Annotated in this window: 26 protein-coding genes; 22 read left to right on the top strand and 4 right to left on the bottom strand. The window is 39.0% G+C overall.

Features of this window, described 5'->3' with window-relative positions; genetic code table 11:
* Positions 1–654: 654 nt before the first annotated feature.
* The 5 genes from H4J54_RS18735 (at position 655) to H4J54_RS18715 (ending at position 7,196) form a co-directional block, all read left to right on the top strand.
* The gene (locus H4J54_RS18735; RefSeq protein ID WP_182192445.1) at positions 655–3,246 is read left to right on the top strand and encodes a TonB-dependent siderophore receptor; all 2,592 of its coding nucleotides are present in this window, start codon (positions 655–657) and stop codon (positions 3,244–3,246) included.
* Positions 3,247–3,891: 645 nt separating this feature from the next.
* Positions 3,892–4,068 carry a DUF1328 domain-containing protein gene (locus H4J54_RS18730; protein WP_182136238.1) on the top strand — a complete coding sequence of 59 codons (177 nt, stop codon included), beginning with the start codon at positions 3,892–3,894 and terminating at the stop codon, positions 4,066–4,068.
* Positions 4,069–4,078: 10 nt separating this feature from the next.
* Complete coding sequence (locus H4J54_RS18725; RefSeq protein ID WP_182192444.1) at positions 4,079–4,522, top strand: hypothetical protein; 444 nt, start codon at positions 4,079–4,081, stop codon at positions 4,520–4,522.
* A 599-nt stretch (positions 4,523–5,121) separates the two neighbouring features.
* A complete protein-coding gene (locus tag H4J54_RS18720; RefSeq protein ID WP_182192443.1) occupies positions 5,122–6,219 on the top strand; it encodes a hypothetical protein in 1,098 nt (365 codons plus the stop codon).
* A gap of 59 nt (positions 6,220–6,278) precedes the next feature.
* A complete protein-coding gene (locus H4J54_RS18715) occupies positions 6,279–7,196 on the top strand; it encodes a hypothetical protein (protein ID WP_182192442.1) in 918 nt (305 codons plus the stop codon).
* Here the strand turns inward: H4J54_RS18715 and H4J54_RS18710 are convergent.
* On the bottom strand, positions 7,193–8,551 hold the full coding sequence (locus H4J54_RS18710; protein WP_182192441.1) for a S8 family serine peptidase: 1,359 nt from the start codon (positions 8,549–8,551) through the stop codon (positions 7,193–7,195). The genes H4J54_RS18715 and H4J54_RS18710 overlap by 4 nt on opposite strands.
* A gap of 122 nt (positions 8,552–8,673) precedes the next feature.
* Here H4J54_RS18710 and H4J54_RS18705 point away from each other — a divergent pair, with 122 nt between their 5' ends.
* Genes H4J54_RS18705 through H4J54_RS18695 form a run of 3 tightly spaced genes read left to right on the top strand, consistent with a single transcriptional unit; the run spans position 8,674 to position 10,468 of the window.
* Positions 8,674–9,165, top strand: a complete 492-nt coding sequence (locus H4J54_RS18705) for an RNA polymerase sigma factor (RefSeq protein ID WP_182192440.1) — start codon at positions 8,674–8,676, stop codon at positions 9,163–9,165.
* Positions 9,162–9,926, top strand: a complete 765-nt coding sequence (locus H4J54_RS18700) for a hypothetical protein (RefSeq protein ID WP_182192439.1) — start codon at positions 9,162–9,164, stop codon at positions 9,924–9,926. The genes H4J54_RS18705 and H4J54_RS18700 overlap by 4 nt, the downstream gene beginning before the upstream one ends.
* Before the next feature lie 11 nt (positions 9,927–9,937).
* On the top strand, positions 9,938–10,468 hold the full coding sequence (locus tag H4J54_RS18695; RefSeq protein ID WP_182192438.1) for a CC0125/CC1285 family lipoprotein: 531 nt from the start codon (positions 9,938–9,940) through the stop codon (positions 10,466–10,468).
* A 198-nt stretch (positions 10,469–10,666) separates the two neighbouring features.
* On the opposite strand, the gene katG is transcribed toward H4J54_RS18695, so the two are convergent.
* Both katG and H4J54_RS18685 read right to left on the bottom strand, forming a co-directional pair.
* Positions 10,667–12,841: a catalase/peroxidase HPI gene (gene katG / locus H4J54_RS18690; RefSeq protein WP_182192437.1), complete on the bottom strand. Its 2,175-nt coding sequence runs from the start codon at positions 12,839–12,841 to the stop codon at positions 10,667–10,669.
* Between the two features lie 275 nt (positions 12,842–13,116).
* Positions 13,117–13,266 (bottom strand): entericidin A/B family lipoprotein, encoded by a 150-nt coding sequence (locus H4J54_RS18685; RefSeq protein WP_182192436.1) that lies wholly within the window; start codon positions 13,264–13,266, stop codon positions 13,117–13,119.
* Between the two features lie 485 nt (positions 13,267–13,751).
* On the opposite strand from H4J54_RS18685, the gene H4J54_RS18680 reads away from it, so the two are divergent.
* The 10 genes from H4J54_RS18680 (at position 13,752) to H4J54_RS18640 (ending at position 22,010) form a co-directional block, all read left to right on the top strand.
* Positions 13,752–14,429, top strand: a complete 678-nt coding sequence (locus tag H4J54_RS18680) for a CsgG/HfaB family protein (protein ID WP_182192435.1) — start codon at positions 13,752–13,754, stop codon at positions 14,427–14,429.
* 15 nt (positions 14,430–14,444) lie between these two features.
* On the top strand, positions 14,445–14,798 hold the full coding sequence (locus H4J54_RS18675; protein WP_182192434.1) for a DUF4810 domain-containing protein: 354 nt from the start codon (positions 14,445–14,447) through the stop codon (positions 14,796–14,798).
* Positions 14,799–14,808: 10 nt separating this feature from the next.
* Positions 14,809–15,456 (top strand): GNA1162 family protein, encoded by a 648-nt coding sequence (locus H4J54_RS18670; protein WP_182192433.1) that lies wholly within the window; start codon positions 14,809–14,811, stop codon positions 15,454–15,456.
* 1,380 nt (positions 15,457–16,836) lie between these two features.
* A complete protein-coding gene (locus H4J54_RS18665) occupies positions 16,837–17,607 on the top strand; it encodes a SapC family protein (RefSeq protein ID WP_182192432.1) in 771 nt (256 codons plus the stop codon).
* Between the two features lie 96 nt (positions 17,608–17,703).
* A complete protein-coding gene (locus H4J54_RS18660; protein ID WP_182192431.1) occupies positions 17,704–17,994 on the top strand; it encodes a hypothetical protein in 291 nt (96 codons plus the stop codon).
* Positions 17,995–18,050: 56 nt separating this feature from the next.
* Positions 18,051–18,677, top strand: a complete 627-nt coding sequence (locus H4J54_RS18655; RefSeq protein WP_220464197.1) for a YjaG family protein — start codon at positions 18,051–18,053, stop codon at positions 18,675–18,677.
* 146 nt (positions 18,678–18,823) lie between these two features.
* Complete coding sequence (locus H4J54_RS18650) at positions 18,824–19,786, top strand: adenosylmethionine decarboxylase (RefSeq protein ID WP_182192430.1); 963 nt, start codon at positions 18,824–18,826, stop codon at positions 19,784–19,786.
* An 18-nt stretch (positions 19,787–19,804) separates the two neighbouring features.
* Positions 19,805–19,999: a hypothetical protein gene (locus H4J54_RS19270; RefSeq protein ID WP_310650105.1), complete on the top strand. Its 195-nt coding sequence runs from the start codon at positions 19,805–19,807 to the stop codon at positions 19,997–19,999.
* Positions 19,975–20,301, top strand: coding sequence for a hypothetical protein (locus H4J54_RS18645; protein ID WP_220464198.1), 327 nt, complete (start codon positions 19,975–19,977; stop codon positions 20,299–20,301). The genes H4J54_RS19270 and H4J54_RS18645 overlap by 25 nt, the downstream gene beginning before the upstream one ends.
* A 116-nt stretch (positions 20,302–20,417) precedes the next feature.
* On the top strand, positions 20,418–22,010 hold the full coding sequence (locus H4J54_RS18640) for a serine hydrolase (RefSeq protein ID WP_182192429.1): 1,593 nt from the start codon (positions 20,418–20,420) through the stop codon (positions 22,008–22,010).
* A gap of 107 nt (positions 22,011–22,117) precedes the next feature.
* Here H4J54_RS18640 and rsmD read toward each other — a convergent pair whose 3' ends face one another.
* The gene (gene rsmD / locus H4J54_RS18635) at positions 22,118–22,708 is read right to left on the bottom strand and encodes a 16S rRNA (guanine(966)-N(2))-methyltransferase RsmD (protein WP_182192428.1); all 591 of its coding nucleotides are present in this window, start codon (positions 22,706–22,708) and stop codon (positions 22,118–22,120) included.
* A gap of 175 nt (positions 22,709–22,883) precedes the next feature.
* Between rsmD and ftsY the strand changes: the two genes are divergently transcribed.
* The 4 genes from ftsY to rpoH all read left to right on the top strand — a co-directional run bounded on the left by ftsY (position 22,884) and on the right by rpoH (position 26,900).
* On the top strand, positions 22,884–24,068 hold the full coding sequence (gene ftsY / locus H4J54_RS18630; protein ID WP_182192427.1) for a signal recognition particle-docking protein FtsY: 1,185 nt from the start codon (positions 22,884–22,886) through the stop codon (positions 24,066–24,068).
* Between the two features lie 11 nt (positions 24,069–24,079).
* Positions 24,080–24,781 carry a cell division ATP-binding protein FtsE gene (ftsE, locus tag H4J54_RS18625; protein ID WP_182137086.1) on the top strand — a complete coding sequence of 234 codons (702 nt, stop codon included), beginning with the start codon at positions 24,080–24,082 and terminating at the stop codon, positions 24,779–24,781.
* Positions 24,771–25,748, top strand: coding sequence for a permease-like cell division protein FtsX (gene ftsX / locus H4J54_RS18620; protein ID WP_182192426.1), 978 nt, complete (start codon positions 24,771–24,773; stop codon positions 25,746–25,748). Before ftsE ends, ftsX begins: the two co-directional genes overlap by 11 nt.
* Before the next feature lie 288 nt (positions 25,749–26,036).
* On the top strand, positions 26,037–26,900 hold the full coding sequence (gene rpoH, locus H4J54_RS18615; RefSeq protein WP_182192425.1) for an RNA polymerase sigma factor RpoH: 864 nt from the start codon (positions 26,037–26,039) through the stop codon (positions 26,898–26,900).
* Positions 26,901–26,985 lie beyond the last annotated feature (85 nt).

The following is a 26,985-nucleotide window of genomic DNA, read 5'->3' as shown; positions in this document are numbered from 1 at the left end:
CTTTTTTGTTGCTCGGATTGAGTGAAGCAAAAAAATTAATTAACAAACATCATCAATGTATCTATTTTAAAGAAAATAATACGGTTATGTTTAGTGAAAAATATGCAGTTCATTGAAAAATAATTCAGTCAATGTCATCAAGCTTTAGCATTAGGCAGGATTATTTACGGCTATTGCCAGCCTGATTGGTTGGTGATGAACAAGGTCGAGTGAGTATATTTTAGTGCCGAATAAGGTTTGTGTTAATGGTGAATGATAAATATTTTGCCACGGTTAATTAACATGCTTAAGTTGCTGTACTTATTTAAAGTGAAGTAGTGCCAGAAAGAGACTTTCTGGCAGATAAAATTAGTATCATAAATAAAGTGAACTTATGCGATAAGTTGTGCTATCTTTACGATTAGTAGCATGGATGAAAGAAAATCCTGCTTTAAGTTAAAGGATTAAACCATTAGTAGCGCATCCAGGGACGATAGGTTGGAAGGCACTCTTAATGGTTTTTTTGTGTCCAAAATTACTGATTTGCTTTATTTTACGAAAATGGGGGAGTGTAAAAGCTCAAGGTCAAAAAAAGATAGAAAAATAAAAAATAGAAAAATAAAAGATATAAAAATAAAAACACATAATAAAATATTAATACTAGAGGAAGAGAACATGTCATCAACATTTAAAATAGCTACCTTAGCTTTAGCGGTCAATATCGCTTTAGGTACTGCACCATCATTCGCTGCTGAAAATGATGCAGATAAAGTCAAAAAAGAAAACATTGAACGTATTGCTGTTGTAGGCTCTCGTGGTGCACCACGTTCAGTTGATAATTCACCGGTTCCTATTGATTTAATTGGCGCAGATGAGCTAGCAAGATCGGGTAATACCGATATGCTTGAATTGTTAAAAGGTACTGTACCTTCGTTTAACGTACAGAGTAACCCAATCTCAGATGCCGCCAGCTTAGTTAAACCCGCTAACCTTCGTGGTCTTTCATCAGACAGTACGTTAATACTTGTTAATGGCAAACGCCGTCATCGTGCTTCTGTTATTGCATTGTTGGGCGGTGGTATTAATGACGGTGCTCAAGGCCCTGATATTTCAGTTATCCCAAGTTCTGCTCTAAAACAAGTTGAAGTTTTACGTGACGGTGCTGCAGCACAATACGGCTCAGATGCTATCGCAGGTGTAATGAACTTCGTCTTAAAAAATGATGCAGATGGTGGTTCATTAAACGTACGTCATGGTTCATATTATGAAGGCGATGGCGATACGACTGAAGTCTCTGGTAATATTGGTATGGCATTGACTGAAGATGGTTTTGCCAACCTTAGTTTTCAATATAAAAATTCTGATGCAACAAGTCGCAGTGTACAACGTCCAGATGCAGCTGCTTTTATCAAAGAAGGTGTGCCAGGTGTGGGTGACCCTGCTCAAATTTGGGGCTCGCCTGAAGTTAATGACGACATCACTATTTTTGGTAATTTCGGTTTAGATATCGGTAACGACCGTGAAGTGTACATGTTTGGTAACTTCTCAGAACGTGATGTTCGTGGCGGTTTCTATTATCGTAACCCTCATACTCGTGGTGGTGTTTATAGTAACGGTGATACCGATGACGACGGTGTTAGTAATCTACTGATTGCCGATTTAGATGGTTTAGATACTGGCGGTGCTTGTAGTCCTGTTAATGTAACTTCAGGCAATGTATTAACCCAAGACGACTATATTAATAATGTTGCCAATAACGACAATTGTTTTGCCTTTAATGAAATGTTACCAGGCGGTTTTACACCTAACTTTGGTGGTAACATCGTTGATACATCACTAACCATGGGAACACGTGGTCAGTTTGATGACACTTTGTCTTATGACGTCAGTGGTTCTGTAGGTCGTAACGAATCAAGTTATGTTATTTATGACACGTTGAATGCGTCTTTAGGCCCTGAAACGCCACGTGATTTTAATCCAGGTAAACATATACAATTAGAAAAATTCTTCAACATTGATTTAGTTAAAGAACTTGAAGTTGGCCTAGAGATGCCACTAATTATTGCTGGTGGTTATGAATACCATCAAGAAACCTTTGAAGTTATAGCAGGTGACGAAGCATCGTTTACCGCAGGTCCATATACAGAGCAAGGCTTTGGTATTGGTTCTAATGGTTTCCCTGGTTTTAAACCAGCAGCTGCAGGTTCATTTTCTCGTCAAAACTATGCGCTTTATCTTGATGTTGAAGCACAATACACTGAAAACTTCTTAATGGGCTATGCCCTACGTTTTGAAGATTACAGTACTTTTGGTAACACCACTAACTATAAAGTAACGGCACAATACAATGTGACAGACGACTTTTCAGTACGTGGCTCGGTAAGTTCAGGCTTCCGTGCACCTACGGTTGGTCAAGCTAACTATGCTAATGTGCAAACCTCTTTAGATGGCGGTGAGTTAGTTGATTCTGCTTTACTACCAGCGTCTAACCCTATTGCTATTCAGCTAGGTGCAAAAGAATTAACGCCTGAAGAATCAGAAAGCGTTTCATTAGGTGCGGTTTGGGAAATAGAAGGTATCCATTTCACACTTGATTATTACAATATTGAAGTAACTGATCGTGTTTCTCAGTCTACTAAATATACCTTAACAGAGAATGATAAAGTTAAGTTAAAGGCGGATGGCGTACCAAACGTAGATTCAATTCAACAGGTAAGTTTCTTTACTAATGATTTTGATACTACAACTCAAGGTGTTGATTTTGTAGCTAACTATTCAACGAGTTTGTTAGATGGTGAGACCACATTTGGTTTAGCTTATAACTGGAATGAAACAACCGTTGATGATTACACTGAAATCACAGGTGAAGGTAAAGTTTCTCGTTTAGAAAATGATTTACCAAATCATCGTGCAACATTCACGTGGTCACAAAGTTGGGACAATGTCAGTATGTTTACCCGTGTAAACTACTACGGTGAATACCAAGGCGTGCACGTTGATTGGATAGGCTCTGCAGCTGAACCAGGAACAGAAATTGTTGCTGACTCAGAAGTTACTGTTGATGTTGAAGTGAGCTATCACGTAATGGAAGATTTCAAAGTGAGTGTTGGTGCTCAGAATATATTTGACGAATACCCGAATGAGCTTGATTTTGAGCAACAAACAGGCGGTCAGGCAAATAATAGCTGGGGTGGTAAGTACTATGAAACATCACCATTTGGTTTTAACGGTGGTTTCTACTACGTAAAAGCAACTTATAGCTTTTAAGTTATATACTGAATGTGCTCTTGGGTAAAGTTGACCTGCCGGTTATCTAGGCATAGCTTTACTTATAGATGAATTTTTCAGTGAGTTAAAAATCCGAAATCAAGCAATTGATTTCGGATTTTTTATGTTTAACAGCAAAGAAAATGAACAATTTGTTTTAACTTCACTGCTACTAAGCCGATAAGCACATTAATCAAACTTCATCATTAAACGCTTATTTTAGACGGCAAAATAGCCAGATACTTAAGGAAAACTGTCCTGAAAATGGTAGGAAAAAGATAAGGTTAACCAGTAAATACGGCGGTGAATAATGGCAGAATAATCAGTACTAAGTCATGGTCACTATGGCTGATAGTTAAGTCTTACTGAAAGTTATAGCGTTTATTCTGTAAATAAGTACGTTTTACAAAAATGTGGCTATTATTAAGGTGTCTTAGCGATAAGTTAAGACAAAAATATATGAACTCCCGCTAAACGTTAGAGCTGTTTTGTCTGTAAAACTTTCACTTAGCGGTATACTAGCGTTATTAAATCAAATATAGAATTAAATATAATGACTATTTATCAGTTAATTAGCTTGTTGTTGGCATGAATTCAGTCTTAAGTTGGTGGTAGTTTTTAATTTAATAAACGGAGGGATCTATTATGTTAAACTGGGCGCTTACTTTTTTAGTTGTTGCTATTGTTGCGGCAATATTTGGTTTTAGTGGTATCGCAGGAACAGCCGCAGGTATTGCAAAAACTATCTTTTTTATCTTCGTTGTGTTGTTGGTTATCTCATTAATCGCCAATGCCGTTCGTGGTAAATCACCAAAAATTTAGGGAAAAACTTATGACTTTTATAAAAAAATTATCAACTTCACTTATTATCTTTACTGCCATGTTCGGCTTAACAGCTTGTAGCGATAAAGAGGCAGAAGAAGCGGGTAAAAAAGTAGAAGAGGCAGTTAAAGATGCGGGTAAAATGACTCAAGGTGCGGGTGATAAAGTCAATGAAATGAAAGAAGATGCTGGCAAGGCTATTGACGCTGCAGGTGAAAAAATGAATGAAATGAAACAAGACGCAGGCAAAGCTATGGAAAATGCAGGCGAAAAAGTAGAAGAAATGAAGCAAGACGCTAGCAAGGTTATGGAAAACGCGGGCGAAAAAGTCAATGCCATGAAAGAAAGTGTCAGCAATAAATTTGGTGCAATGAAAAAAGATGCAGGCAACGCCATTGAAGATGCTTGTGAAAAGAAAAAAGAGGGTACAGATACTAAAGATGACGGTTGTTAGTCTATAGTATGTAAATTCTAAAAGGCCTATATAGGCCTTTTTTATGTTCTCAACAAAGTTGTAACAAGCTTGCAGACTCGGTAATAAAATTTTTATAAGGTGCAATCACTTGTCGTTGCTAGTTATTTTGATAATTCTCACTTGTGCTAAATAAAATAGTTCAAGGCTATTACCTTTAGTATCAAAGACCTTTTAGTAATAAACATGCCCTTGATGTAATTTTCCTGCCCATAACAAGATCATAAATTGCATGAAATGTTTATTACGCTAATGCGCATCATACATGTCGATATTAACAGTAAAAATCAACTGTTTTTTATCGATGAAAAATTCCTATAAATAACCGCTTCTTATTGAGTTAAGCCCACAAATCTTCAGTAAACAAAGCATTAAAAGGTTTTACTGGATTTAGTATGTTTTCCTGAACCTTTAAAATTATGATCATTTTTCTGTTTTTATTCACCAATTAAGGTGATGAAATCAGAGATTAACAATATTTAATTGAATTATTTTTAATCTTTTTTGGAATAAACATTCCATGTCATCCGTTATCTCAGTGTTATTAACATAAATATAAATAGACATTAGAGGAAGTAAACATGATTAAATTAAATAAAATTGCACAAGTATTGGTATTAAGCGGCATGAGTTGTTGGGTAAGTATTGCACAAGCTGCTGATTTTGAAATTAGCCAAAGCACCAACATAAGCCAACAAACCCAGGCATCTCAGCAAGTTGACTCATCTGATAATGCTACACAAATATCGACACAATCAGATACGTCAGCTCAGAGTGATACGCAAGTTAAGGCGAATAGCGAAGAAGAGAATGAAGAAGAGTCTGCACCCAGCGAATCAACAGCACCGCCGTCAAGTAACACAGCGAATGTTGGTACAGCGCAAGTCTTTGATAACAATAGTCAGTTAATAACTGGCTTATCAAATGACGCTGGAAAAAACATTAATGTCACTTCAGCTACAGCAGCAATCTTGGCTCAGTCACTTAGCCAAGTGACAAGCGCAGAGTTTCCAACGCTAGCTGAAATTAATAGACCTGAAAACTCTGCAACAGTGCCTGAAGCAGCTGTGCCGAGTGAAGCCATGCCAGCGCCTGAAAATGTTGCTGTGAATCCTACGCTTGATAGTGCAACGTCTTTTGTTAACACTTCACAGGTAACGCAGCAACTCTCTTTGCAAGAAATGGCTAATGTTGAAAGCATCAGCGCATTAGATACTACATCGAGCTTGAGTCAGTCACTTAGCCAAGTGACAAGCGCAGAGTTTCCAGTGCTAGCAGAAAGTGCTGCACCAGAAGAGCCTGAAGTAGTTTCTGAAGCAGCTATGCCGAGTGAATCCATGCCAGCACCTGAAAATGTTGCCTTGAATCCTACGCTTGATAGCGCAAGGTCCTTTGCTAACACTTCGCAAATAACTCAGCAACTTTCCCTACAAGAAATAGCTAATATTCAAAACATCACTGCATTAGATGCTTCAGCACAAACGTCGCAAGCGCTTGAGCAAACGATTAATGCCAATGTTGAAGAGGCAATCACCTCAAGTACGCAAAGTGTTATCAGTGAAAACGTTAATACGCAAATTACTAGTGCGGTTACTGAGCAAATTAACACCGAGTTAGCGGCTGCAACCGCTGCTGAAGTGGTTAGTACCTTAACAAGCGATTTAGCGTTAGGTTGGTAATTGTTGCCATGTTGAATGTGCCAGTAGCCCTGGCACTTTTTTTATTTGAGGTAGTTAAGATGAAATATATATTAAGTGGTTTAAGCTGTGTTTTAAGTCTACATTTAATGGCGGCAACATCAGAGCCTATGTCGGTTAACGGCGAAGTGTCTTTAGGTCTAATTAGTAATTCAGCACTCAGTGTTGATGAGCTTGATGAGGTTTCTTCACAAGGTGACAGTGGCCTGCAAAAAACAGCAGCAGTTACTGGTTTGTGGAAAGTTAATGATAAAGCGAAAATAAGCGCGGCATATCGTTATAATGAAAAAGATTATCATGAGTTTGATGCCTTCGACCTAACCTTACATCAAGTGAGTCTTGATGCTAGTTATCAATGGCGTAAAAAAGATTTAGGCCTGCGTTATGATGGGGCTAAGGCCCAATTAGCCGGCGATAGCTTTTTAACCTTTCACCAAGCCAGTATTTACCTAGGCACTTTTTTGCAACCAGAAACATTTTTACGTACCAGTGCAAAAATTAAAAGTAAAAAATTTGCCGTGATCACTAGCCGCAATGCCGACGCTTTTGGCGCCAGTGCTGAGCTGTTCCACTTTCTTAACGACGGTGACACTATGTTTATGCTTGGGGTGAGTGCGGATAAGGAAACGGCTACAGACCCTGAGTTTAATTATAACGGTTATGGGCTGAGCACTAAGCTTTCGCAAAAGTTTGAATTATTTGGTTTAGCGCAAAAAGCCGCCATAGGCTGGCGTTTTCAATCGAAAGATTATCAAACTTATCGTAATGATGAAATGGACAGTCAGCTTGAGTCGAAGGCAGATGAACATAGAAATATTTTTCACGCGCAATGGCAGTTAGACTTCAATAAATATCTCGCGCTGGTCAGCAACCTTGAATATGGCGATTACCGTTCTCAACTTGATAGCCAAACGTACAGCCAAACCCTCTCTTCATTGTCTATTAAAGCGCAATTTTAAGGTCTAAAGATCGCGCCCACACCATAAATAGGGTCCTTACCTTTAGGGCCCAAATCTACCGCTAAATCATTTAGTTTATCTAATAAATTCTGCTTATTCTTACCATAATTTAGCGCTAAACAGGCTAAGGTTGCTGTAACATAAGGGGCGGCAATCGATGTACCTGACTCCCTACCTACACGTTGGCCACTTTGCGCTGTGAGTACATTCACTCCTAACGCTGAGTAATCGACATAGTCACCTCTATTTGACCAACGATACGGTTGTTGATGTTTGTCTATCGCACTGACCGCGATAACCTCTTGATAAGCTGCAGGATACATAGGCGGAGCTGCCGGCCCTTCATTACCCGCCGCGGCGATAACGATTGCACCTTTTGCGATAGCGGCGCTTAGTACACTATGCAAAATTTGATTGTCTGGCCCCGCTAAACTCATATTGATCACTTGCACGTTTTGTTCTAACAGCCAGTTTACGCCAGTGATGATGGCTGACAGCGTTGCGCCTTGGGTATAGTCCGACTGCTGATAAAATACTTGCGCGGAATATATTTTACCTTGCGGTAACAGTGGCACCAGTTGTGTGGTTTTGCCAACCAATAAACTGGCGATCACGGTACCGTGTTGCAACGAGGCAGCTAAATCATCAGGTAAAAAAGATTTCGCGGTAATATCAGCGTGTTTAAAGGCTTTATGTTTGGTATCAATTGCGCTATCAACCAGACCCACTTTTACCGCTAATTCGCAAGCCGGATTAACGCGGCTTAGTGGCGTTACTTTTTCTTTGGCGATGTGATGACGGAGTAAATTTTCATCTACCCGCTGACTTGTTTGACTTTGTGTTTGGTAAATATGGTTTCTAGCTAAACTTAGCGCGGCTTGTGTTGAGAGTATCTGGCTTAACGCTTGCTTTGAGTCTAAAGCTTCGGGCACATTAAAACGCAGCAATGCCATACCCAAACCCGCATATCGCGACTCAGTAATAATAAGCGCCCCGTGCTCAATTAAGCGTTTTTTACTGTTATCGTCGGCTAATAGTAGCCATTGTCGCTGAACAGCTCGAAAGCCACCTTCTACTTCGACATCAAGCCAAAGGTTTTTACCTGCGCTGGTGGTTATCGCTAAAGTGGCAGGTAAAGCGTTTAGTGGCTCAGTGCTAACCTGGTTAATGTCGGGTAAGTGACTTAATTCAAAAGGTGCTAGTATCGGCGGTCTATCGAGTTGTCGGGTAATATCGCGGGCGGTACGCTCTATGGTCTTAATTTGTCCTAAAACACCGCCTGTCGGCAATTGTTGGGCAGATGATAATGTACTAAAGACAGCAATAAATATGGCGGTAAAAGCTAAGGTTTTCATGTTAATCTTGAGCCTCAAAAATAAGCGTGTAGTTAATAAAACGTTTCAACTGAAAATAAATTTCCTTTTTATGGAATAAATTTTTTTTACATACGTCTTCTTAGTAGAGAGGAGTAAAAAACATGAATAATACCATTGAAAATATACTACCAATGCTAAGACGCTTTGCCTACTCATTAACCGGTAATGCCGCAGATGCTGACGATTTAGTGCAAATAACGCTAGAAAAAATACTGAAAAAAGGTGTGCCTGATGAAGTAGATGTCAACAAATGGGCTTTTAAGGTTTGTCGAAATGTCTGGATTGACGAATATCGTGCGCGCAAAGTCAGGCAGAATGCAGTGCTTAAACCTGAGCTGCAAGAACCACAAAGCGTGAATGAACAGCAAGCATTCGACAATAAAGAAATGCTCACACAGGTTAATGTCGCGATGAATACTTTACCCGACGAACAACGCGCTATTTTGTCTTTGGTGGCGGTACAGGGTATGTCATATAAAGAAGTGGCGTCGTCAATGGAAATCCCCGTTGGTACTGTGATGAGTCGGTTATCAAGAGCGCGCTGCGCCTTATTGGATATGATGAAGCCTGAAAGATTAGGAGCAGACACATGAAAATCAGCGATGAAATGTTAAGTGCTTTTATAGATGCTGAACTTAGCGAAGCGGCCATGGAAGAGGTACGCTGTGCGCTGGAAAGCGATGACAATTTAGTGATGCGTTTAGCGGATTTAGCACAAGCGGATCACTGGGTGGTAGAAAATGCTGCCGTGATGGATAACACACCGATGGCAGATAATTTATTGCCATTAGCGCAACGCATTGATAAAAAAATAGCGCAAGGGAAAACGGCTGAGTCAGCGGCTGACTCAGCGAAAAATGTCGTGAGTTTATCCGCTTGGAAAAACTTCAATAAAAGCCTGCAAAAGCCTTATGCATTAGCCGCTGGCGTTGCCATGTTATTTGGCGTAGGTACGGTAACCTTAATGCAGTCTCAACAAGCACCGACAGTGCTTACTGCGGGTATTACACAAGTATTAGATCAGCAGCGAAGTGGCGAAATATCGTCAATAGCGCAAGGAGATAAGATCACAGCTAACTTAAGTTTTACTAACCGTGCCGGCGATTACTGTCGCCAGTTTCAGCGCGTTAGCGAGCAAACGGCGAGTGTTAATATTGCCTGTAAAGAAAATGGCCTATGGCAGTTAAAAATTACCGAAAAAGTAAAAATTACTGAAAACACACAAAATTACCGCGCCGCGTCTAACCAGGCGCAACTGGATAGCGCTATAGACGCGATGATCAATGGACCCGCTATGGACAGCGCTCAAGAACAACGAGCAATCGCAACCAACTGGCAAACTGAGCAACAATAATCGAGGTTAAAATGAAAACACTTATTACATTTATATTGATGACTTTATTAGTAACGGCTTGCACATCTAAGCCTGAATATCGCCCAGCAAACAAGGGTTCTGTCGGCTATAGCGAGCAAAAAATAACGGAAGACAGGTTTCGTGTGCAGTTTAAAAGTGTCTCTAATAGTGTTGCAGATGCCGCGGATTATGCCCTGTTAAGAGCAGCTGAACTGACTCAAGCGCAAGGCTATGATTGGTTTGTGATCACCAGTAAGGAAACCTTTGTAGAGTCTGAAAAAGTTCAGCCAGCTTCCTCGATAGGTTTATCGCATCAGCAGCGGGTTGAACGTCGTTGTGGACTATTAACGTGCGAAACTTACCGACGTCCAAGCAATGAAGTCGGGGTTGCCTTTAGTGGTACTAATACGAATAGCCGCAAAGAAGTGCATAGTATTTTAGAAATTCGTCTGGGCAAAGGCGTTATGAGCAACGAGTCAAGTTACAGCGCTGCCGATGTGCTTGAAAACTTATCTAAAAAACTAGCCACAAAGGCTAATTAATTTGTTGCCTATGGTGAGTTAAAAGCTGAAGTGGCATATATCCACTTGCAGTAAGCATTTGAAAAGGCCCATTTAGGGCTTTTTTTTTGGCTAATACTGATTGGCTTAAGTCAGAGAGTAATGATAACTGAGTATAAATATCCTCGCACCCGATTACTCAGGCGCGAGGATATGATTGGCAAGGTTATTAGCTGAACATTATGCTAAATCGAAACGGTCAGCGCTCATCACTTTGGTCCATGCGGCAACAAAGTCGTGGACAAATTTTTCTTTATTATCGTCCTGTGCATAAACTTCACTATAAGCACGAAGAATCGAGTTCGAGCCAAAGATAAGATCAACGCGTGTGGCTGTCCATTTGACCTTATCTGTTTTACGTTCACGAATTTCATATAAATTATCGCCAACGGGCTGCCATTTATAGTCCATATTCGTTAAGTTAACAAAATAGTCGTTCGATAGCACACCTTCACGTTCGGTAAATACACCATGCTTGCTGCCACCGTAATTAGTGCCAAGCATACGCATGCCGCCAATAAGTACGGTCATTTCATGAGCAGCTAAACCCATTAACTGTGTGCGGTCTAGCATTAACTCTTCAGCGCTAACACTATAGTCAGCTTTGAGCCAATTACGATAAGCGTCATGCAGAGGTTCAAGTACCTTGAATGACTCTACATCGGTCATCTCGTCAATTGCATCACCACGTCCAGGGGCAAATGGTACTGTAATATCAACGCCTGCAGCTTTTGCTGACTGCTCAATACCGACATTACCTGCGAGGACAATAACATCAGCAATACTGACGCCACTTTCGTTTGCAATAGTTTCTAGTGTAGTGAGCACTTTAGCTAGGCGTGTAGGCTCGTTTCCTTGCCAGTTATTTTGTGGTGCAAGGCGAATGCGAGCACCGTTAGCACCACCGCGCTTGTCAGAGTCACGGTAAGTTCTAGCGCTGTCCCATGCTGTGGCAACCATTTCGCTGACAGTTAAATCACTAGCCGCTATTTTTTCCTTAAGCGCTTTTACATCATAACCTGTCATACCTGAGGGTACTGGATCTTGCCAAATAAGCTCTTCTTGCGGTACTTCTGAGCCAATGTATCGTGCTTTCGGGCCCATATCGCGATGGGTCAGTTTGAACCATGCACGGGCAAAAACGTCAGAGAAATATTCAGGGTCATTGGCAAAACGTTGTGAAATTTTAAGATAAGCGGGATCCATTTTTAATGCCATATCTGCATCAGTCATAATGGGATCTTGGCGTATGCTAGCGTCTTCGACATCAACCGGTTTATCTTCTTCTTTAATGTTCACGGGTTGCCACTGCGTAGCACCGGCGGGGCTCTTTTTCAGTTCCCAATCATGGTTGAGTAGCATAGAAAAATAGCCATTGTCCCACTGTGTAGGATGAGTAGTCCATGCACCTTCAATGCCACTGGATACCGTATCGCGACCAATACCACGTTTTGTTTTATTGTTCCAACCTGTACCTTGCTCTGAAATATCGGCAGCCTCTGGTTCTCTGCCAAGTATTGAGGCATCGCCATTACCGTGACATTTCCCCACCGTGTGACCCCCTGCGGTTAAGGCAACGGTTTCTTCATCATTCATCGCCATGCGTTCAAAGGTAACACGCATATCATGAGCGGTTTTTAATGGGTCAGATTTGCCGTCTACACCTTCAGGATTAACGTAGATTAATCCCATCATTACTGCAGCTAACGGGTTTTCTAAATCGCGCTCACCAGAATAACGGCTATTTTCGCTGCCACTAGGCGCAAGCCACTCTTTTTCAGCACCCCAGTAGATGTCTTTTTCGGGATGCCAAATGTCTTCACGGCCAAAGGCGAAACCAAAGGTTTTCAACCCCATAGATTCATAGGCGATAGTGCCGGCGTAAGCAATTAAATCTGCCCAGCTAAGTTGGTTACCGTATTTCTTTTTAATTGGCCAAAGTAGACGTCGTGCTTTATCTAAATTTACGTTGTCGGGCCAAGAATTAATCGGGGTAAAACGTTGATTACCGGTAGCGGCACCACCTCTTCCATCAGCAATACGATAGGTACCGGCTGAATGCCAAGTCATACGGATCATTAAACCGCCATAATGTCCCCAATCTGCGGGCCACCAGTCTTGACTGTCAGTCATCAGTGCGTGCATATCTTTGTTGAGCGCGGCGATGTCGAGATCTTTAACCGTATCCCGATAATTGAAATTCGTGCCCATAGGATTGGTTTTATTATCATGTTGATGAAGAATATCGAGGTTTAGCGACTTAGGCCACCATGTCATATTTGTCATCGAACTCTCTGTAGCACCACCGTGCATCACAGGACATTTTCCACCAGATGTTGTTTTATCGTCATTCATATTTTGTTTCCTTTCGTGAAGTGATAGAGATATATCTAAGTCATAAACCAATTTGACATCATTACTTAGAGTGATCAGGTCAAACTACAAGCAAACTGTTTAAAGCGCCAATATTACAAATGTTTTATTACCTATTGAAATTCAGTTAGATAGACCTAGATTAACAGCCAAAAATTTCAGTTGAAATGTGATATTTCTCCATCTGATATGATGGCTAAATACGGATTTTCAAGTGACGTTACTAGCAGAGCTAAGCAGCGATATTCAGTGTTATTTTAGCCTTTAGCAGCATTTTGAATGGCTTCACCCGCTTTTTCGAGATCTTTACCTGCACCATCAATGGTGGCACAAGCCCCTAAGGCACTACTTAGTAATAATATCATTAATATTGATTTAATCTTTGGGTAGTATGTTTTAGCTGTCATTTTCTGTTCCTTTTAAGTTATTAGAATATTCTCTGTATCGCGATACAGAGAATATTCTAATAGGTGTCATTTCATGGTCATTAGAGTACGGCGCAACTCAATGCATTTGCTTTTAATTGAGTCGCTAAAGCCCGTGTCGTTAGTAACCTTATCATTACTTATATCACAATATTTAAGTTCATAATGCTACTAAGAATATTGCCATATTTAGCACCATAGTCCACTATTTTAATAACAAAAGGATAAAAAGCTAATTGAGGTGAAAATGAATACAGCCTTTAGATGTCCTCATGAAAATAAAAGGTAAATTAAAAATAGTGGCTAGATTCACCGCCAACAATGAAAGACTTATTAGGGGTAATCATCTTTAAATATCAGGACAAATATTTATTAATACTCTTGCAAGATATTGATGATGTAGAGATTTTCTTTATTTAAGAGAAAAGTTAATACATAATGTTTCTTTTTTAAAGGAATAAGTCATTATGAAATTAATCAGAATAAAGTCGTTTAGCCTGCTTTTAATGTTAGCGGCATTAATCTCTGGCTGTGCTACAGAAAGCCACCAAAAAATCACAGTCATCCCCGTAGAAACTAATAAAACAATTTACAACGGTCCAAAATCAACACTGGTATTAGGTGAATTTAATAATCGTTCAAACTATATGCAGGGATTGTTCTCATCAAATATAGATAAACTGGGTAATCAAGGGAAAACCATTCTTAAAACCCATTTACAACAAACCAATCGCTTTAAAGTTGTGGATAGAGAGAACTTAGCCAATTTAAAAAAAGAAGCTGAGTTATTGGGGATTAAACAAGAAATAAAAGGTGCTCGATACGTTATAAGTGGTGGCGTTACTGAATTTGGTCGTAAAGTGATTGGTGATAAGCAATTGTTTGGCATCTTGGGTTCAGGAAAGAGCCAGATAGCCTACGCTAAAGTTTCACTCAATATTATTGACGTATTGACTTCAGAGATTATCTATTCAACACAAGGTGCTGGTGAATTTCAGTTAAACGAAAGACAAATTATCGGTTTTGGCTCTAAGGCTGGTTATGATGCCACACTTAATGGCAAGGTTTTGGACTTCGCTATAAAAGAAAGCGTGAATAATATGACGAGAGATTTAGCAAACGGTGAGCTGAATTTCGTTTTATAATAATAAGAGAAATGTATGAAAAATAAAGTATTAACTATTTGTATGGCAGTTTTATTTATTTCTGGCTGTGCCTCAAATAATACCCAGTATTACTGGGGAGAGTATGAAAATTTAGTCTATAAAACACATCACACACCCGGTGAAGTGCCTCCAAGTGTTCAAATTGAGCAACTACAAACTGATATTGAAAAAGCTCAAGCAGCAGGTAAGCCAATTCCGCCTGGTGTCTATGCGCATTTAGGTTTGATGTACGCAGCTAATGGTAACAAAGCACTTGCTTTAGCATCATTGACGAAAGAAAAAGAACTATTCCCTGAATCTGCAAAATTTATTGATGGTTTAATCAAACGCTCATTAACTAATAGCTAAGGATTTAAAAATGAAGACAAATATTTTCAAAACTGCTCTCGTATCAATCCTTATTTTATCTGGTTGTGCTTCAGTTGAACCCTATAACTACAGTGCCTTACAACAAGCTGCACCTCGTTCTATTTTAGTGCTTCCGCCTATGAATAGCTCAGTTGAAGTAAACGCGCCATACTCGTATTTATCAACAATATCTCAACCACTTGCGGAAAAAGGCTACTATGTTTTTCCTGTTTCAGTGATTGATACCTTTTTAAAAGAAAATGGCCTACCTACGCCAGCTGAAATGAATGGTATCGCCTTGGATAAAGTTGATGAAATTATTGGTGCTGATGCCGTACTTTATGTTGATATTCAAGATTGGGGGCAAAAGTTCCAAGTATTATCATCGGTAGCTGTAGTGCAAGGCCACATAAAACTTGTTTCTGTTAAAACGGGTGAGATATTATGGGATTCAGTTATTAGCGCGCAATATAATCCGAATAATAATAGTGGTGGCGGTTTGGTGGGGGCATTAGTGGGTGCTGTTGTGTCACAGATAGCAGGTGAAATTTCTGACAATTCACCACTAGTTGCAAGAATGGCAAATGCTGCGGCATTTAACTCACCTAAGCGTGGCTTACTTAATGGGCCTTATAAAATAGAAAAAAAACAAAAGTAAACTTATATTCATTGCAATGATAAAAGTTGGCTAATGAGCTAAGTAACATTTAACGAGCTATTTATCGACTGACTTTTGCTTAATAAAAAAGGCTCCTGATTGAATTTAGGAGCCTTTTTTAGTCTCGTCATTATGTTATAGAAAATATGAGTTTTAACTGACTAACTATACATTTAACATCCTTGCCTTAGGCCATTTAACCAATATATTTCAAGCGTTTTCTGTTGTTGTAACGGCGATGATAAGGCAGAAAAAACAAGATGATACCGGTAACAGAAATTAGTAGTAGTACCACGGAAATAGGTAAGGTAAACCATAAGTTTGCGCTGTCTTGCCAATAACTTACATCATGTAATTGTTCAATTATGTCTGACCGACGAAAAGCTGTTTTAAACTTTCACCCGTTGTCGCATCGATTTGAATTTCCCAGTTCGACTTTGTCCGTATTTTGATTATGCCCTTGCTAGGGCGCACATCTAAACGGTCAATAGCTGCCAAGAGTCTATTTTTGCCCTTAATACTTGCTCAAAACTGATATGGTAAAAGTGGCAGCAAAATAGCAGCAGCCATGATGGTATCGGAGTTTAGTTTCGGGTGGTAAACCTAGTGCTTATCAAGAGAATTTATTTTTGTAAATAGCATAGTCACTTACAACTAATAATTATTCTCATTGGATTTTTGAGTGTTGATTGGCCGTTGGTTAAAAGGCGTTGTGATAGATTTTTGAGACTAGTTATTACAAGTGATTACGACAGGATAAAGCTTATATCAGCAGATTAAATGCTCGTCAGCAGGCATTATTTAAGCTGTGATGTATAAGCTGATTTTTTATGATTATGTTGTTAGTTATAAACTAAGAATTTTAAAGCGTAAAGCTTAATATGCTTGATAAGCTTTGTAGTTAGGATAAACCCCTAGATAATCACACCAAGTACTAAAATCTCGGTAGGTAAAGCGTGTATCTGTCGTGGTTATCCAGTTGGAGGTCGATCTCATGTGTAGCCAAAATTTAGCTTTATAGCCATCGATGGCTATAAAGCAAGCTAAGGATTCTTCGGTTTCGTTTTTAACTTTTACTTGGCTAAAGCCATTAGAAGATTCGTTAAAGATGACAGTTGTTTTTGGCCAAGCCGAAATGACTGGACTAATAATAAATGCCGTAGCACAAAGGTACTTGATGATTTTAATAGATTAACATACTGTTTTTAAATGGTTTTAATTAATTATTTTGATGAAGAAGCTTAAGTGTAATTAAAATTAACTCAAGCTAATTTTAGTTATACCATTGAAAGCGTTATTAGGTGTCTCCATAACTAATAGCAACGAAGAAGTGTCAAAAACGACAACGCTTAAAATACGCAGTAAAAAGAGAACTTATTCATGGCTAACATTACTCCGATTAAAAAAGAAACTCATCAGAAAATTAAAATCGCTGCTAAGCGCGATTTATCAAATGTATCTAATCAACATATTGCACCGATCACCGCTCCTGAGTATTCTCAAGCAGCAACCAGTTACCCTATTGTACTTGTTAAAGATCAAGGTACAGAGCGCTACCGTAGTGTGGTAATGCTAGGTCTAGAAGCGAATGAAAACTTATATTATAAAGAAGATTCTTGGAATGCAGTTTATGTTCCGCAAAGTATTTCAATGGCACCCTTCTCTCTAGGTTTAGACCCGGAAAAAGAGAAAACATTAACGGCTTGTGTTGATTTAGACAGCAAGTTTGTTGGTGAAGATAAAGACCATGAATTATTTGATGCTGAAGGCAAAGACACTGAGTTTTTTCAAGGTGTACAAGATTCACTAGGTCGTTTATACGATAATGAAGTGATGAACGAGAAATTCATTAAAGAATTGCTTGATAATGACTTATTGTTAGAACTTGAACTTAATATTAACTTTGCCTCAGGTGAAAGTAAAAAACTTGTTGGTTTATATAATATTAATGATAAAAAAGTTCAAGAATTAAGTGATGACAAAGTTTTAGATTTCCATAAGCGTGGTTTATTTGTGCCAATTTACGCTATGTTAGGTTCAATTGGTCAAATTAATCGTCTAGCACAATTACGTAACCAGAGTGAATCTACCGCTAAAGTAAATGCTATTCGCTTTACACCAGCTACTCCTGAAGCTGTAGCTGAAAAGTAATAGCGCAGTAAGTTGCCCTTAATAAAAGGACCGTTTGGTCCTTTTTTTTCGAGTGAAATTCAGCTTTTTAAGCCAAATTTTTTCTCAAGGCAGATAGTGAAAAACCAGCAACAAGAAAGCATAACCACTAAAACACTGAATTTAACGTTTGTACTAGCAGCTGACAGAGCAGCAAGGGCTAAAAATAGGTGCTGGCAGCAAGAAAATAAAGACAAACAAGAAGTGGAATATAACAAAATACGAGAAACCATAAAGTATCTTGGTGATGAAAATACTGAGCTAAACCTGAAACTTGAACAACAAGTTAATGCGCTTAAAGATAAATTAACCGCGTATCGCTTACGCTTTGATTATGCACAGAAGCAGTTAACAAAATTCAGTAAATAAACTGCTAATTTCGTTGTGATCCTTATATACTAACAGCCAACTTTTTAGCATTGAAAATGAGATTTTACGTGGCGATTAACCTACCTTTTAGCAAATTAAGTCAATGGCAGCAGGTGGCATTTAGTGCTGCATTACTTGAGCGCATGTTACCTAATTATCAAATGTTTGCTGAACATGTTGAGTTTGGTGACTTTAAGGTCTTGAGAAATCAACTTGATCTTATCTGGCAATGGTTAGATAAAGCTAACCGTTGCAAAATTAACTATGATGCCCAAATTGCTAAACTTGAAGAGCAAGTACCTGATCCTGATGATTTTGATTTTTTGGGTGTTTTTCCAGCCTTAGATAGTGCTATGGCATTAATGTCGTTATTTCAAGGTATGCAAGACCTAGAAAGTGATAGCTTGAGCAATATTAGTAAGTTGTCAGAGAATAGTGTCAGTTACTATGTTGAATTGAGCTTGGCTCAGAAAATTGATGAAATAACCCCTGATGAAGAAGAGATAGTGATCTCAGCGCAACAAATTGCTGAACATCCATTAATGCAGTGGGAAATAGCCACACAAAATGAGCTATTTGAATTTTTAACCACGGCTAGCGAAAACAAAGCCAGTTGTCTGCAGGCAAAAGCTATGGCGCTAGAAGAAGGTTTATCCAATTTAGGCATAGACATTAACGCTTAATTTTTAGTGGTTAATTAAACCCAATTTAAGTTGACGTTAAGCTCGTAACCTTTTTTTTGTAAGATAGTGTGCTGTTTTTGCTATAGAATTTGGCAACTTAATATGGCGCCATCAGCGATTGCTGTTATGACGTTGAGGATATGTTTTTGTTTTTTGAAGGTTCAGAAAAAAAAGCTCAAATTGTGGTTAAAGACAAGCAACTTTCGCTACTTGATGATATTACCGATGACTTTTGGACCGCGTTTGTTCAATGTTGTAATGCGCAAATTTTGTCGTCAATTCGTAATGATGACTGTAAAGCTTTTTTGTTATCAGAGTCGAGCTTATTTGTTTGGCACGATAGGTTATTAATTTTGACCTGTGGCAATACACGATTAGTACATTCGGTCGAATTTTTTATCCAGCACATTGGCATGGATAAAATTAAGCAGGTTATTTATCAACGTAAAAATGAATATTTTTCCCATGCTCAGCCAAGTAGTTTTGGTGACGACATTAAGTTGCTCGGGCAATATGTTACGGGTAAAGGCTATCGTTTTGGTGAGTTGGACAGCCATCATAACTATATTTTTCATCAGGATAATAGTTTTCAAGCCGATAAATTAGATAAAACCTATGAACTGCTTGCATATCAAATTAGTGATCGAGCTTCTGAAAAGCTGACCACAGTGGGTTTAACAGCACAGGAAATTCGTCAATTTTTACAATTAGACAAATTTTTTGCTGACTTTACCTTGGATGATTTTGTTTTTGATCCCTTTGGTTACTCTGTTAATGCGATTAAAGGGAAAAAATATCTCACTATGCATGTTACGCCTCAAGCTAACAGTAGTTACGTAAGTATTGAATCAAATATTAATTTAATAAAAATAGCGGGTGATTTTTTAGCGATACTAGCACCAAAATCGTTTGATTTACTGAGCTTTAATGACTTTGACTTTGTTAACTTAACCAATGAGTTTATTCCAAAAAATTATGTGAGCAAATCCTTAGTAAGCGAGCATTTAAGCAATAATTATTTAGTTTGTTTTGCTAACTATATATTACCGCAGCAAAAATTTATGCAAGCAACGGTGCTTGATTTAGCAGGAGAAAACCATGCACTGTGATTTTTTCGTAAAAGAAAAATTTCAAGACTTTTAGGTTTAAAATTTAAAGTAAAAAAAGTACTTTTTTCAGGAAAAAGTGAATTTAAAACGGTTGATGTGGTTGAAACTAAAGGCCATGGAAAAATGTTACTCAATGATGGCTTAATTATGGTGACCGAACGTGATGAGTTTGCCTATCATGGTATGCCATGGATATTCAGCAAGCACTTTTAAAAGTGCTCAATACGGTATTTACACAAAGTTATTTGTATTCATTTAGTAAGTTCACTTACCCTGGTGGTTTGTGGAGTTTTACTTTTTCCAGTAAAAAATATCACTCAGTGCATGACTTTGACGAGCAACGTGTTGCAGCAAGTGGCCTAGATTTTCATTATTATAACCAAGCTTTACACCGCGCCGCGTTTGCCTTATCTAACTTTGTTAAAAAAGATTTAGTGGGTTTATCAATAATGGTTAACTGTTACTTCTCCTTATATATCATAATTTTATATCAAATTATGATGTTATCAAACTAGTGTTTCAGCCATCATTTTTTCTGTCTGTATCTTTGTACGATGAATGCTAATATGAATGAAAGACCACAACTTGGTTAGCGTTATGACAACGAATAACAATAAAAATAGGACGGTAAATGAAATTACCTTATACATGGTTATGGGTTAGCGCACTACTTTGTTCTCCTTTGGGCTTTGCTGAAGCTGCAAATCAAACTGTCAGTGGCAAGGTCGCTAATATTGAGTTGTCAGTCAGTAAGGCCATGGCAGCATTTCAAGTGCCCGGCATTGCTGTGGCAATTATTAAAGATAATGAAGTTGTGCTAAGTAAAGGCTTTGGTGTGCTTAAGCAAGGCAGTAAAGAAAAAGTGACTGCCGATACCTTATTTGGCATTGCCTCAAATACTAAAGCCATGACAGTGGCATTGTTAGCGGGCTTAGTAGACGAAGGGAAATTGACTTGGAAAACAAAAGTTATTGATATCATTCCAGCGTTTCAACTACCCGATGCCACTGTTACGCGAGAATTCACTATTATTGATTTATTGTCGCATAACAGTGGCCTAGGTTTAGGTGCTGGCGACTTAATGATCTGGCCAGAAACCACGTTAAGCAATCAAGACATTATTAAAGGTTTAAAATATTTACCACAAGTGTCGAGCTTTCGCAGTGAATTTGCTTATGACAACCTAATGTATGTTATTGCGGGTGAGATCATCGCAAAGCTCACAGATAAACCTTGGCAAGAGGTTATTCAACACCGCATTTTTGCGCCATTAGGCATGGATAATACCCGCGCAACTTTCTCTTTAATCCCTAAAAGTAATCAAAATGTGGCTCGCGCTCATGTGTTATTAGATGGTGAGTTGCAGGTTATTGGTGGAAATTTTTTAGAGAAATTTTCATCAGCAGGCTCGGTTGTATCCAGTGTGAATGATATGGCGTTATGGCTTAAAGCTCAGCTTAATCTTGGACAATACGGTGTTGATGGCGATCAAGCGTTAAGGCTTTTTAGTGCACAGCAAAGTCGTGAAATGTGGCAAGCACGTACGCTTTTACCGGTTTTACCACAAACTAGCGAGCAAGATAAAACGCATTTTTATGCTTATGCTTTAGGTTGGTTTGTTAAAGATTATCATGGTGTAAAAGTCGTACGACATACCGGCGGCATATTAGGCATGGTGTCAAAAGTGGTAATGGTACCAGAAGAAAATTTAGCCATGGTTATTTTAACCAATCAACAATCAGGTTTTGCTTTTAATGCCTTATCTCAACAAATTTTGACTGAATATCTTGAGCTACCCGAAAAAGATTGGGTTGCGCATTATGCTAGATTGCAGCAAAAAGATAATGCCAACAAAAAAGCACAGTTAGCAAAAGTGGCTGCAGCTGCGGATAAAAGCTCAACACCTTCTTTACCGTTAGCCAGTTATGCGCAAAGTTATGTGGATGATTGGTACGGTGAAATAGCCATTAGCTTAGAAAATAACCACTTAGTTATGCAGTTTGCTAATACCCCGGCACTGCATGGCACCTTAGCGCATTATCAGCACAATACTTTTATTGTACGTTGGGACGATCGCACCTTAGAAGCCGATGCTTATGTGAACTTTAATTTAAACCCCGATGGCAGTATTAGCTATGTCAGTATGAAAGCAGTGTCTTGGGCGACAGATTTTAGTTTTGATTTTCATGATCTAAAACTGTGGCCTAAATCTGCGGGTAAATAGGAAGAGTGACGAATAAAAAAAGCGCCTGATGGCGCTTTTTTAGCACATTTTAATCAACGCAACTAATTTAACTTGGGGTAAATAAGGCTAATGCTTAGGCGCTGTCCTTACTCTGAACCATTTTGGTAGAGTCGATAGATGACTTGGCCAGCCACCTTTTCCTTTAAAAGTTGCCAATGGCTTGGCATTATTTGTAGGTTATCGTCAGCTTCCATTTCAACATAGATCAATGCTTCGTCAGTTAAGCCTTTTTCGACTAATAATTCAGCGGCTTTTTGCGCTAGGCCTTTTCTAAAAGGTGGATCAATAAACACTAACGAATAAGCTTGTTGGTTACTGTGCAAAAAGTTTAAGGCATTTTGCTGTATGACTCGGATATTACTGGCTTTGAGTAACGCTTTATTATCGTTTAATTGCTGAGCCGCTGATTTATTCAACTCAACTAAAATTGCTGAACTTGCGCCGCGAGATATGGCTTCAAAACCCAGCCCACCAGAGCCGGCAAAGCAATCTAAGCAATTAGCGTCTTGAATATAAGGCATGAGCCAATTAAAAACCGTTTCTTTGACACGATCGGTAGTTGGCCGCAAACCATCGGCTATTAATACGGGTAATTTTCGACCACGATGTTGGCCTGCAATAATGCGAATATGGCCTTTTGGGGTGCTTTTTTCTGATTGTTTTTTGACTTTGCTCATAACTTAAACAGCTTTTGTTTTTTGTCGGCAGGTTAGGTGATACTATATCGACAATTTTATCCTTGTTTACCCGCGAATAGCAATTAATCTAATGAATTGTTCAAGTTAGAACATGCCTTAGATAGATGGTTTTAGTAGTAAACCTCTACATCAAATTAATATTGTAAATACATTTATGTCAAAGAAAAAAGGTATGTTCTCCTGGTTAGGTCTGGGTAAAAAACAGCAAGAAGACGCGGCCTCAGTTGTTGAGAATGTTATTGACGAGACTGAGCAAGTAGCGGCCTCTGAAGAGCATTTAACCACTGATGCGATGAGTCATGAAGAAAAAGTGACTCAAAATAATCAGCAAACACCGGCAAAAGAGCTTGCAATCGACAATGCCATTATTGAAGACTTACCTGCAGAGCCAGAGCCAGAGCCAGAGCCCAAAGTTGGCTTTTTTGCCCGTTTAAAGCAGGGCTTAACTAAAACACGGCAAAATTTAGGTGGTGGGCTTTTCAGTTTATTTAGCGGTAAAAAAATTGATGAAGCATTATTTGAAGAACTCGAAACCCATTTATTGCTAGCAGATGTAGGTGTTGAAACCACGACAAAAATTATTACAGCGTTAACAGAATCTGCATCGCGTCAGCAACTAAAAAATGCCGAAGCTTTATATGATTTATTAAAAGCTGAGCTGAAAAAAATTATTGAACCTGTTACCCAGCCCCTAGTGATCCCGCCATCTAACAGCCCTTATGTTATTTTAATGGTCGGCGTTAACGGGGTGGGTAAAACCACCACTATTGGTAAATTAGCTAAGCAATTTCAGGCCGAAGGCAAGTCGGTTATGTTGGCAGCAGGAGACACTTTCCGTGCTGCGGCGGTTGAACAATTACAAGTATGGGGTGATCGAAATGATGTGCCGGTCATTGCTCAACATACCGGTGCTGATAGTGCCTCGGTTATTTTTGATGCTATCAGTTCCGCTAAAGCGCGTGGTGTTGACGTGTTAATAGCCGACACGGCTGGGCGCTTACAAAATAAAAGCCATTTGATGGAAGAGCTGAAAAAAGTGGTACGAGTAATGAAAAAACTCGATGTTAATGCTCCCCATGAGGTGATGTTAACCCTAGATGCGGGTACCGGGCAAAATGCCTTAAGCCAAACTAAACTTTTTAACGAAGCTGTGGGTTTAACTGGATTAGTATTAACAAAACTTGATGGTACTGCAAAGGGTGGTGTTGTTTTTGCTGTGGCGGATAAGCATGCTATTCCCATTCGCTATTTAGGTGTTGGTGAAGCTATTGATGATTTACGGCCATTTAATGGTAATGACTTTATTGACGCCTTGTTCACACGCGAAGCACAAGAGTAATAAGACTTGATATGATCCGATTTAATAACGTTAGTAAAACCTACCCAGGAGGATTTTTAGCACTTAAAAAAGTGAGTTTCACTATTGCTCCTGGCGAAATGGCGTTTTTAACGGGTCACTCTGGCGCGGGTAAGAGTACCTTATTAAAACTCATGAGTGTGATGGAAAAGCCAACGGTTGGCAGTATTGAGATTAATGGTACTGAATTATCTACCATTAAGTATGCACAAGTCCCTTATGTACGTCGCGGTATTGGTATGATTTTTCAGAGCCATAATTTGTTACCCGACCGCACTGTCTTTGATAACGTTGCTCTGCCTTTGATTATTGAAGGCTATAGTCACAAAGAAACTCGTAAGCGTGTTGAAGCGGCACTTGATAAAGTGCATTTAACCAGTAAATTAAAGTGCTTTCCAAATATGCTTTCGGGTGGCGAACAGCAACGTGTCGGCATTGCTCGGGCGATTGTTAATAAGCCACCCATATTACTAGCAGATGAGCCTACGGGTAATTTAGACCCTAAGCTTTCATTAGATATTATTCGATTATTTGAAGAGTTTAATGATATGGGCATCAGTGTGTTAATTGCGACCCATGATTTAGGGTTAATTGCCCGCATGAGGTATCGCACACTGACTTTAAAGCAAGGTCATATGATCACCGACGGTATTGTTGATGGTTTACAAACGATAAGTGAACGTAATGGCAGCTAATGATACTCGCCACAATAATAGTCAGCATTTAAACTGGACTGGACGCATTACTGCCAGAGTTTTACGGCATTTGCAGCAAGCTATAGGGAGCTTAGGTGACTTGTGGCGCACACCCTTTACTTCGGTGATGACCGTACTTGTTTTAGGTATTAGTTTAACCTTGCCTGCCACCTTACATTTGTTTGTAAAAAACACCCAAACAGTTACCGAACAGTGGAATTCTGCCTCAGAAATCACTTTGTTTTTGCAGCTATCAACCTCGGAAAAAGTCGCACAAAACCTGGTGCAACGTATTCAGCTTTATCCTGAAGTAGACAATGTTGTTTATATTTCTGCTGAACAGGCATTAACTGAGTTTAAAGTGAGTTCTGGTTTTGGCCAAGCATTGGAATATTTAGATGAAAACCCATTACCGGCAACCTTATTGGTAACGCCAATTAAACGTTTTAGCCAGGCACAAGCTGCCCATGAGTTATTACTTAAATTAGAACAAGAGCGCGCTGTTGATCAAGGTAAATTGGATTTAGAATGGCTGACTCGATTACAGGCCATAGCAGCTCTGATAGAAGATGTTGTTATCGGTATCGCCATATTATTGTGTTTATCCGTAGTCTTAATTATTGGCAACACTATTCGATTGGCCATACTTAACCAAAAAGATGCGATTGCTGTGATGAAATTAGTGGGCGCGACAGATGATTTTATTCAGCGGCCATTTTTATATGCGGGCATTTGGTACGGGTTACTCGGTGGTTTTGTGGCGAGTATTTGTGTCGCTATTTTAGCCAACTATATTTCTGGCGCTTTACGCCAGTTAACTGATCTGTATCAAAGCCAATTCGTTTTGTCAGGCTTATCATTTAATGAATTAGCGATACTACAACTAACGGCAATAGGCTTAGGTTTATTAGGCAGTTTCATTTCTGTACGTCAACATATCCGAACAATTGAGCCAACTGCAGATTAATATCCTCTGTTTTTAATTGCTTTTTCTACTCACCACTACCTTGTAATTTATACTGATTTTCATCTTGGTGACAAAGTTTAACAAATTATTCATGATAATATTGGCAGAGAGTATTGTTTCACTCTGTCTTCTAAGCTAGTGTTAGTTCATTAAAGTTATGTTGATCTTTCATACACCCAGCTTCGTATTGTTTGGTATTGTTTTCATTTTTCACTAAAATGAGGATCTTGAGGTGTTTTGGGTATCTATGTTATTATCATCGACCAGATTAGATAGAGGAGTTATTAAATGAGTGAAGCAATGCAATCAATGGCGTTAACTGTGCCCAAAAGTGGCAGCATTGAGGCATACGTGCAATCAGCATATAGCATTCCAATGCTAACAGCTGAAAAGGAACGTGAATTAGCAACTCGTTTATATTCTGAAAATGATTTAAAAGCGGCGCAAGAGTTAATTATGTCGCACCTTCGTTTTGTTATTCATGTTGCTAAAGGCTATGCCGGCTACGGTTTACCACAAGCTGACTTAATTCAGGAAGGTAACATAGGTTTAATGAAGGCGGTTAAACGCTTTAATCCAGAGGTGGGTGTGCGACTAGTCTCATTTGCTGTGCATTGGATCAAAGCTGAAATTCATGAATTTGTGCTAAAAAATTGGCGTATCGTTAAAGTTGCCACTACCAAGGCACAACGAAAATTATTTTTTAACCTACGCAAAAATAAAAAGCGTTTAGGTTGGTTTAGTCACGATGAAGTCCATAATGTTGCTGATACCTTAGGTGTAACACCCAAAGATGTTTGGGAAATGGAATCTCGGATGAGTAATCAAGATCAAGCATTCGAATTATCAACTGATGATGATGATAATGCTAGCGCCAGTACTTATTCTCCAGCGCAATATTTAGAAGATAAACAATCCGATCTTGCTACTGAAGTAGAAGATTCGAATTGGGAGCAGCACGCCAATAAAAGGCTAAGTAATGCTTTAGTCGGTCTTGACGAGCGAAGCCAAGATATTATTCGTACTCGTTGGTTGCATGACGAAAAAACTACCTTACAAGAGTTAGCGAATAAATATGAAATATCAGCAGAGCGCGTTCGACAACTAGAGAAAAATGCCTTAGCAAAGTTAAAAGGTGCCATGGCAGCCTAGCGCTAATAAAACATAATTTAAACCGGCTTTCTGCCGGTTTTTTTATGCGCAGAATTTATCTGCAAAATAAACAGCCTGTCTTTGT

The sequence above is a fragment of the Colwellia sp. MB3u-8 genome (genome assembly GCF_014076985.1).
In the GTDB taxonomy this organism is placed as follows: domain Bacteria; phylum Pseudomonadota; class Gammaproteobacteria; order Enterobacterales; family Alteromonadaceae; genus Cognaticolwellia.
The sequence above is the reverse complement of the archived record's forward strand: the minus strand, read 5'-3'. Positions and strand labels throughout refer to the sequence as shown.

Excerpts from the sequence above, each read along its gene's own strand:
- H4J54_RS18735 (WP_182192445.1), top strand. The coding sequence starts at position 655 with ATGTCATCAACATTTAAAATAGCTACCTTAGCTTTAGCGGTCAATATC.
- H4J54_RS18730 (WP_182136238.1), top strand. The coding sequence starts at position 3,892 with ATGTTAAACTGGGCGCTTACTTTTTTAGTTGTTGCTATTGTTGCGGCA.
- H4J54_RS18725 (WP_182192444.1), top strand. The coding sequence starts at position 4,079 with ATGACTTTTATAAAAAAATTATCAACTTCACTTATTATCTTTACTGCC.
- H4J54_RS18720 (WP_182192443.1), top strand. The coding sequence starts at position 5,122 with ATGATTAAATTAAATAAAATTGCACAAGTATTGGTATTAAGCGGCATG.
- H4J54_RS18715 (WP_182192442.1), top strand. The coding sequence starts at position 6,279 with ATGAAATATATATTAAGTGGTTTAAGCTGTGTTTTAAGTCTACATTTA.
- H4J54_RS18710 (WP_182192441.1), bottom strand. The coding sequence starts at position 8,551 with ATGAAAACCTTAGCTTTTACCGCCATATTTATTGCTGTCTTTAGTACA.
- H4J54_RS18705 (WP_182192440.1), top strand. The coding sequence starts at position 8,674 with ATGAATAATACCATTGAAAATATACTACCAATGCTAAGACGCTTTGCC.
- H4J54_RS18700 (WP_182192439.1), top strand. The coding sequence starts at position 9,162 with ATGAAAATCAGCGATGAAATGTTAAGTGCTTTTATAGATGCTGAACTT.
- H4J54_RS18695 (WP_182192438.1), top strand. The coding sequence starts at position 9,938 with ATGAAAACACTTATTACATTTATATTGATGACTTTATTAGTAACGGCT.
- katG (WP_182192437.1), bottom strand. The coding sequence starts at position 12,841 with ATGAATGACGATAAAACAACATCTGGTGGAAAATGTCCTGTGATGCAC.
- H4J54_RS18685 (WP_182192436.1), bottom strand. The coding sequence starts at position 13,266 with ATGACAGCTAAAACATACTACCCAAAGATTAAATCAATATTAATGATA.
- H4J54_RS18680 (WP_182192435.1), top strand. The coding sequence starts at position 13,752 with ATGAAATTAATCAGAATAAAGTCGTTTAGCCTGCTTTTAATGTTAGCG.
- H4J54_RS18675 (WP_182192434.1), top strand. The coding sequence starts at position 14,445 with ATGAAAAATAAAGTATTAACTATTTGTATGGCAGTTTTATTTATTTCT.
- H4J54_RS18670 (WP_182192433.1), top strand. The coding sequence starts at position 14,809 with ATGAAGACAAATATTTTCAAAACTGCTCTCGTATCAATCCTTATTTTA.
- H4J54_RS18665 (WP_182192432.1), top strand. The coding sequence starts at position 16,837 with ATGGCTAACATTACTCCGATTAAAAAAGAAACTCATCAGAAAATTAAA.
- H4J54_RS18655 (WP_220464197.1), top strand. The coding sequence starts at position 18,051 with ATGAGATTTTACGTGGCGATTAACCTACCTTTTAGCAAATTAAGTCAA.
- H4J54_RS18645 (WP_220464198.1), top strand. The coding sequence starts at position 19,975 with ATGGATATTCAGCAAGCACTTTTAAAAGTGCTCAATACGGTATTTACA.
- H4J54_RS18640 (WP_182192429.1), top strand. The coding sequence starts at position 20,418 with ATGAAATTACCTTATACATGGTTATGGGTTAGCGCACTACTTTGTTCT.
- rsmD (WP_182192428.1), bottom strand. The coding sequence starts at position 22,708 with ATGAGCAAAGTCAAAAAACAATCAGAAAAAAGCACCCCAAAAGGCCAT.
- ftsY (WP_182192427.1), top strand. The coding sequence starts at position 22,884 with ATGTCAAAGAAAAAAGGTATGTTCTCCTGGTTAGGTCTGGGTAAAAAA.
- ftsE (WP_182137086.1), top strand. The coding sequence starts at position 24,080 with ATGATCCGATTTAATAACGTTAGTAAAACCTACCCAGGAGGATTTTTA.
- ftsX (WP_182192426.1), top strand. The coding sequence starts at position 24,771 with ATGGCAGCTAATGATACTCGCCACAATAATAGTCAGCATTTAAACTGG.
- rpoH (WP_182192425.1), top strand. The coding sequence starts at position 26,037 with ATGAGTGAAGCAATGCAATCAATGGCGTTAACTGTGCCCAAAAGTGGC.